The organism is Streptomyces sp. NPDC058086 (assembly GCF_042885015.1).
In the GTDB taxonomy this organism is placed as follows: domain Bacteria; phylum Actinomycetota; class Actinomycetes; order Streptomycetales; family Streptomycetaceae; genus Streptomyces.
Genome location: NZ_JBHVST010000217.1, coordinates 1 through 6,670, shown reverse-complemented (window position 1 = coordinate 6,670; position 6,670 = coordinate 1). Strand labels below are relative to the sequence as shown.

The following is a 6,670-nucleotide window of genomic DNA, read 5'->3' as shown; positions in this document are numbered from 1 at the left end:
CCCGGCAGCGGTACTGATTCGACACAGGCTCCGGCCCGTCGCCGTCGAGCGGGGCATCCAGGACGTGGTTCGGCCGAACCACTTCGTAGACGTGCTGCCGCGCCTCGAACGGAAGTCCCGGAAGCGTTTCGGTCGAAACACTTCCGACGTCCTACGTGCCCAACTTGCCTGAAGCCGGAGCACCCCATCTGATCTGTATGCACCACCCCGAGCCATAGCAGGGATGCGGCGGACAACTCGCTGCGGGAGCAGTACGCGGCGGCGACCAGCGAAATCTGGGACGGATGGATGGCCGCCTGGACCGTCGACGTTCCAGACCCGGAGGGCGACCTCGCCGCCGCCGTCCCCGCCGTCCTCGCCGTCCGCGACCGGGAGTTGGAGAGCCTGCGGGCCCGGCTCGACGAGGCGCAACAGAATGCCCTCGCCCTCGACCAGGGCCGCGAGGAACTCTTCGCGGTCATCCGCCGCGTGCGAACCGCCGTGCACGTCGCCGACGACCGGGACGTCACCGACTGGCAGCGCGGCTACCAGGCCTGCTCCGAACGCGCCCTCGCCGCGCTCGATCAGCCGGCCGGGGCGGAGGAGCGGCCGTGACCGACCTGACCGACCGCCTCAACGAGATCGCCGCCCGGTGGGAACACGGCCACGACGAACTCACCGACGGATGCGCCCTCTGCCACGGCGAATGGTCCGAGGTGCGCGCCGCCACCCATGGACAGGAGACCCGATCAGCGCGTCGCTCACCGCATCGTCGGCACGCCACGTCTACCTGTCGACCGGCTGCCTCCACGGTGATCACGGCTACTGCCAGGGCATGACAGGGCCCAACGGGGCGAAACGGCCCGCAACCTGCAAGCACTGCGGGGCGAAGTGCCTATGCGGCTGCCACGAAGGTTAGTGACGTGGCCGACCGCATTCCGTTACTGGCCTACCGGATCTGATCCCCGTATCTGGCATCGCGGATCCAGCTTCCCCGACCAGGGTTCGCGATAGCCTGAAACTCGAGCCGCTAAAGTTTCGGAGGCCGGGATGAGCGATAGGACGTGGACCATCGAGTCCATCCGTGACGCCCTCGGCAATCCTGCCCTAGCCCAGCGCTTCCTCAGCGAGATCAACCGGGCGCCGGCGCACCAACTGCTCGCCGTGTTCGCCACGTGGGAGCGGATCGCGAAGGACACCCTCGCCGCCGTCGAACGCGGGCGGGAGATCGCTGCTGCTGAGGCTCGGGGCGAAGAGCCTCCCGGCCAGTGGATCGACGCGACTGAGCGCGTCCTAGGTGACGCGGTGCGCATCCGGGCCCGCGGCGCCGCCTGATTCACCACTTCTCGACACGCGCCGTCGATGAATCGCTACGCTACGCAGTGCCGCTGCCTACCAGACTGAGGTTTCTTGAGCTTGTCGTGCCTGCGATCTGGAGCCAGCGAGTGATCTACCGCCTGAAGTACGACCCGGCCGCCGAAGCCGTCCACGAAGCGATACCGCCGGCCGCCGGCGAAACCCTCACCCTCGCGTTAGCCGACGCCTGCCACGACCCCATCGCCGCCACCAAACCCTACGGCGAAGACGACGGCGTCATGCGGATGATCGTCACCGAGCAGGCGTTCGCCGTACTCCCCGTCGGGAACACGCTCAAGACGATCACGGTGTTGCAGATCAACTACCTTGGCTAACGCCATATCGCGGGGGGTCTATGAGCACATCTGGCCGCCGGGACGCCCTCATCGGCTTCCTCGTCTGCGCCGGCCCAATGGCCGCCATCGCGATGTGGATCGGCGCCACAGGGCATACAGGCGAGCCGCCCAACTACCAATCACGTCCTACGCAGACACAGGAAGCCTGGAGCCCCAGCCCCCTCCACACGGAACCCATCGCCTCGCCCTACGGGCCAGATCGAGACTGCGGCGACGGAACCACCGGGACCTTCGCCGAATGCTGGGCCCGGATCAAAGCTGAAGCCAGCCAAGAAGTCCGCGATGCCGAAACGTCACGATCCGCAGCGGCGAGACGCTATGCCGCCCCTACCGTGTGGCCGACCCCCACATTGACGGCCACAGCCGTGGCCCGTCCTCCTGCCGTCACGATCTGCTCGGACGGCTCCGTCTCCCCCTCAACAGGGCGCGGCACCTGCTCGTGGCATGGCGGCATCGCACCCTGACGACAGTGACCCGCGACGAACGCAAAGCCCCCGCCGGTCATCAGACGGGGCGCTTCAACACGCAACTGTCCGGTTCGCGACATGTCGAGGGTGACCGGCAGTTTTAGACGACACTGCAGGAGGGCGCCGAGCGCGGTAGCCGACTACGGGCCCATCGTCACGCAGCTGGTCTTCTCCGGCCCCGACGGCCAGGACGCGCTCGACGACTGACGAGCCCGGCCAACGGGTTGCATCCCTCATCCGAGTAGCGCTCGTATGACAGCAGTTGGCCGAGAACAGGATCCGCATCGCGGTCGGTTGCGCACCACGCTGCCGTGCAACAACCGACCGCGCCAATCACCCTGGAAATCGACGTGAAGCTGACCGGACACTCTGCCCGGGCCGGGTTCATCACCACGGCCATCGAGCAGGGCAAGCGCCCCGACGAGGTCCGTCGCCAGAGCGGCCATCAGCGCCGTCTTCTGGGAGTACGTGCGCAAGGCTCAGCGCTGGCACAACCCCGTTCGGCTCCCGCCCGAGCAGCTGCCCGGTCCGCGCCTGGCGCGCCTGGAAGGAGGAGGTCGGCCTCACCGACCCGGACGGCTTCGCCTACCGGCCCCTGCACCCGCGCTGGCACACCGTCATGGACGGCGGCCGCTGTCCGCCTGCTACCGTCGGCATCCGTCGAGCAGCAGCCGGATGGTCAGACGCGCGTCGTAGTGCGGGTCTGCCACCTCTCCGCCCGCACAGATGTCGCCGATCGCGCGGATCAGCTGGTATGCGGTGACGTCAGTAGTGACCTCCCCCGCGTTCCGGGCGGCGCGGATGATGTCGGCGAGCGCCGGCACGAGGCGATCGAGGAACAGCTTGTGCAGGGCGGTGAAGCCGTCGGGATCGTTGCGCATCGCAGCCGCTAGCCCGTGCTTCGTCGCCAGGAACTCCATGAAGAGATCCGCCCATTGACACAGTGCGTCGAATGGTGACGCCGCTGTCGCGAGCAGGGTGGGCCCGGCTTCGGCGCAGGCGTCGACCTGGTGCCGGTATACGGCCAGGACGAGGTCCGCGCGCGTGGGGAAGTGCCGGTAGATCGTGCCCACACCGACGCCCGCCTTGGCTGCGATACGGCGTACCGGCGCGTCCACTCCGTCGATGACAAACACCGACGCCGCGGCATCGAGCAGCGCCTTCTCGTTCCGCCGGGCGTCCGCGCGCTTGGCCGAGTTCGGGGTCGCCGACGACGGCTGGTCGCCTTCACTCACGGGTGCTCCTGTCCCACGACTGCACTTGCTAAGCGGAACACTGTTCCGTATATTTGGAACGGCGTTCCGCTTAGGAGTCTATCCGGTGGGTCACGTCGTCAGAATCCGCGCCGCAGATCCCTATGGATCCGGTGCTGATCGCAAGCGAAAGGCAGTCTCACATGCCCGCATCCGAAATGGTCGCCCAGAGCACCGTTCCCGCTTTGACCTCGGCAATCATCAGCGTCAAGCCGGTCGTCCTGCCCGCACCGGAGCGCGGCGACGACCTGCAGGTACGTGTGTCGGCGCCGGTCACCGGCACTGACCTACCGATCATCGTCCTCGCCCATGGCTTCGGCCTGTCGATGTCCTCGTACGACCCGCTGGTCGACTTCTGGGCCGCCAACGGCTTCGTCGTCATACAGCCCACATTCCTCGATTCGCTCACCCTCGGTATCGCTCCCACTGACCCGCGCTACCCCGACATCTGGCGCATCCGGGTCCAGGACGTCGAACGCGTACTCGACGAACTCGACCAGATCGTTGCCGCAGTCCCAGGGCTCAGCGGCCGCATCGACCGCAGCCGCATTGCCGTCGCCGGACATTCCTGGGGCGGACAGACCATCAGCATGCTTCTCGGCGCCCGGGTTGTCGGTGCGGACGGGCAGCCCGGGCCCGACAAGACCGACACTCGCGTGAAAGCCGGTGTGCTACTCGCCACGACAGGCATCGGCGGCGACACCTTGACGCCGTTCGCCGCGGAGAACTTCTCCTTCATGAACCCCGACTTCGACCGTCTGACCACGCCAACCCTCGCAATCGCGGGCGACCACGACCAGTCGCTGCTCTCGACCCGCGGCCCCGACTGGTTCACCGACGTGTACCAGTACAGCCCTGGGGCTCAGAGCCTGCTCACCGTGTTCGGGGCCGAGCACTCGCTCGGTGGGATCCACGCCTACAACGCCAAGGACACCACGGACGAGAGCCCCGAGCGTGTCGCTCTGATCCGGAAGGCTTCGTGGGCCTACCTCCGCAGCGCACTCGGGATCGACGACACAGCGTGGAAGGAGACCCAGACCACGCTCGCGGAGGCTCCCGAACCGAGCGGACGCATCGACAACAAGTAGCTACACGCGCTGGGTGGCAGTCGAAGCCAAGGGTGTCCGGCCGGGACTCGCACCGGCCGGACACCCTTGCGCACCTCGCACCGTCTCACCTGACCAGGAACTTCACCGAACCGAATTGCCGGAGGCCCTTCCACATGCGGGGCGGTGCTCCTGCGGATTCACGGAATTTCACCTCCGCCCGTATCGGCCGCGAGCCCGCGCCCCCTCAGGGTCCGGTGTCATCCCCACGTATGACACGGCTTCGCGCGGTCCGACCGAAGTCGCCCATCGGAACGGGAACTGCGGCTGACTTCGCGGCCCGCTTACGCCGGGACGATGGAACGGTCCCCAGAAAGCAGTACCCCTACGGACAAGCGAGCGTCGTGAGCGTCGCCGGACCCAGTACGGCGGTGGCCGGCCTCGGTGCCGTGGGACTACCGATAGCGAGAGGAAGTACCGAAGATGGCCAAGCTGCAGAGCCTGGACTCGATTACGCCGATGTTCGCGCAGTTCAAGGAGAAGACCGGGCCCATCGTCCTGGCCAACACCTTCGTCGTTCCGAAGGAGAGGACTGAAGCGTTCCTGACCCTCTTTCGGAGGCAGGCGGAGTTCATGAAGGCTCAGCCGGGATTCGTCTCCCTGCAGATGCACAAGGGAACGGCGGACAGTCAACTTCTGATGAACGTCGCGGTCTGGGAGTCGACCGAGGCTCTCGCCACGGCGTTCGGCAGCCCGGAGTTCCAGCGCATGGCTGCCGAGTTCCCCGACGACATCGTGTCGTACCCGCACATTTTCGAGAAGGTCGATGTATGACACAGCAACTGTAGAGGCGTGACCGTGCTCGGCAGCGACTCCGCCCTGCACGGCACCGTCCCCTTCCATGGCCGACGGGTTCCTCGCCCCGCTCTCGTCCACCGCGGCAGTTCACGTCCGCCGAGTTCGAGGTGGAGGCCAAGATCCTCGCCCACGACGGCGAAGTCCGCCCGCTACCGTGAGGGGCGAGCCGATGGCGAGATGCCCTGGAGGGCGGGGCCGCACCCCGACAAGGTGTTCCGCGTCCGTGGATCTGCACGAGTACCTCAGCCTGCCCACCGACGAGCCCTCGATCAACGTCACCCGCTCACGCCTGGGACGACCCGTCCACCAAAGTCCTCGAACAACCAGCACGCGGAATATCGGAAACGGACTTAACGCCCTCTAAGTGGGCATTTAGAGAACCTCTGTGCCAGTAAGTAACTTTCGTGGCCGTCGCGCTTGAGGTGTTTGCCTCATACGCACACCCTCGCGTCCATCGAGCTGCGGACCTGGCCGCCCGTTTGCTCCGGTTCTGGTGAACGAAGTTCGTCTGGTTTGAAGATCAGGCAGAAACGCCCAACAGCAGCGGAACGGCACCGTCCGCCACATCCATGATCACGCTACTGCGTGAGCCAGCGGAAGCCGTACCCCAGCGACCTGTCCGACGCCCGATGGGCCTTAATCGAGCCGACGTTGACGGCCTGGAGAAAAGCCCGGCTCGACCGCAGGCCCACCGGGCAGCCGGCCAAGGTCGACCTGCGCGACGTATTCAACGCACTCCTCTACATCAACCGCACCGGAATCCCCTGGAAATACCTCCCGCACGACTTCCCCAACCACGGCACTGCCTACGCCTACTACGCAGCCTGGCGCGACGAGGGAATCCTCGCCCAGCTCAACTACGACCTGACCGGCCTGGCCCGCGTGAAAGAGGGTCGCAAGCCCGAGCCGACCACTTCCGTGATCGACACACAGAGCGTGAAGACCTCCACCAACGTGCCCCTGACCAGTCAGGGAACCGACGCCGCCAAGAAGATCGTCGGCAGGAAACGGGGCATCCTCACCGACACGATCGGACTCATCCTCGCCGTGACCGTGACCGTGACCGTGACCGTGACCGTGACCGTCACCGTCACCGCCGCGAGCCTGTCCGAGAACGCCGTCGGAATCCAGCTCCTCGACCAGGCCAAAAAGACCTACCCGACCATCTCCAAGAGCTGGGTCGACACCGGCTTCAAGAACGCCGTCATCGAGCACGGCGCCAGCCTCGGAATCGACGTCGAAGTCGTCAACAGAAACCCCGGAGTTCGCGGCTTCCACGTTGTCAAAAGGCGCTGGGTTGTCGAACGAAGTATTGGTTGGATCATGCTGCACCGGCGCCTCGCCCGAGACTACGA

9 protein-coding genes are annotated in these 6,670 nt (G+C 66.3%); 8 read left to right on the top strand and 1 reads right to left on the bottom strand.

The window, feature by feature from the left end; genetic code table 11:
• Nucleotides 1-288 precede the first annotated feature (288 nt).
• From ACFVWD_RS56865 to ACFVWD_RS56845, 5 genes are all read left to right on the top strand, one after another.
• Nucleotides 289-594: a hypothetical protein gene (locus tag ACFVWD_RS56865; protein ID WP_389606941.1), complete on the top strand. Its 306-nt coding sequence runs from the start codon at nucleotides 289-291 to the stop codon at nucleotides 592-594.
• A complete protein-coding gene (locus tag ACFVWD_RS56860; protein ID WP_389606940.1) occupies nucleotides 591-818 on the top strand; it encodes a hypothetical protein in 228 nt (75 codons plus the stop codon). Before ACFVWD_RS56865 ends, ACFVWD_RS56860 begins: the two co-directional genes overlap by 4 nt.
• Nucleotides 819-1,029: 211 nt before the next feature.
• Complete coding sequence (locus ACFVWD_RS56855; RefSeq protein ID WP_389606938.1) at nucleotides 1,030-1,314, top strand: hypothetical protein; 285 nt, start codon at nucleotides 1,030-1,032, stop codon at nucleotides 1,312-1,314.
• Nucleotides 1,315-1,424: 110 nt separating this feature from the next.
• Complete coding sequence (locus ACFVWD_RS56850; protein WP_389606936.1) at nucleotides 1,425-1,670, top strand: hypothetical protein; 246 nt, start codon at nucleotides 1,425-1,427, stop codon at nucleotides 1,668-1,670.
• A 566-nt stretch (nucleotides 1,671-2,236) separates the two neighbouring features.
• The gene (locus ACFVWD_RS56845) at nucleotides 2,237-2,365 is read left to right on the top strand and encodes a hypothetical protein (RefSeq protein ID WP_389606935.1); all 129 of its coding nucleotides are present in this window, start codon (nucleotides 2,237-2,239) and stop codon (nucleotides 2,363-2,365) included.
• Nucleotides 2,366-2,802: 437 nt separating this feature from the next.
• Here ACFVWD_RS56845 and ACFVWD_RS56840 read toward each other — a convergent pair whose 3' ends face one another.
• Nucleotides 2,803-3,393, bottom strand: a complete 591-nt coding sequence (locus ACFVWD_RS56840) for a TetR/AcrR family transcriptional regulator (protein WP_389606934.1) — start codon at nucleotides 3,391-3,393, stop codon at nucleotides 2,803-2,805.
• A gap of 161 nt (nucleotides 3,394-3,554) precedes the next feature.
• Here ACFVWD_RS56840 and ACFVWD_RS56835 point away from each other — a divergent pair, with 161 nt between their 5' ends.
• The 3 genes from ACFVWD_RS56835 to ACFVWD_RS56825 form a co-directional block, all read left to right on the top strand.
• Nucleotides 3,555-4,499: an alpha/beta hydrolase family protein gene (locus ACFVWD_RS56835; protein ID WP_389606932.1), complete on the top strand. Its 945-nt coding sequence runs from the start codon at nucleotides 3,555-3,557 to the stop codon at nucleotides 4,497-4,499.
• 441 nt (nucleotides 4,500-4,940) lie between these two features.
• Nucleotides 4,941-5,291, top strand: coding sequence for an antibiotic biosynthesis monooxygenase family protein (locus tag ACFVWD_RS56830; protein ID WP_389606930.1), 351 nt, complete (start codon nucleotides 4,941-4,943; stop codon nucleotides 5,289-5,291).
• A gap of 609 nt (nucleotides 5,292-5,900) precedes the next feature.
• Nucleotides 5,901-6,670 (top strand): IS5 family transposase (locus ACFVWD_RS56825; protein ID WP_389606929.1); only part of this gene is annotated, 770 nt, incomplete at its 3' end.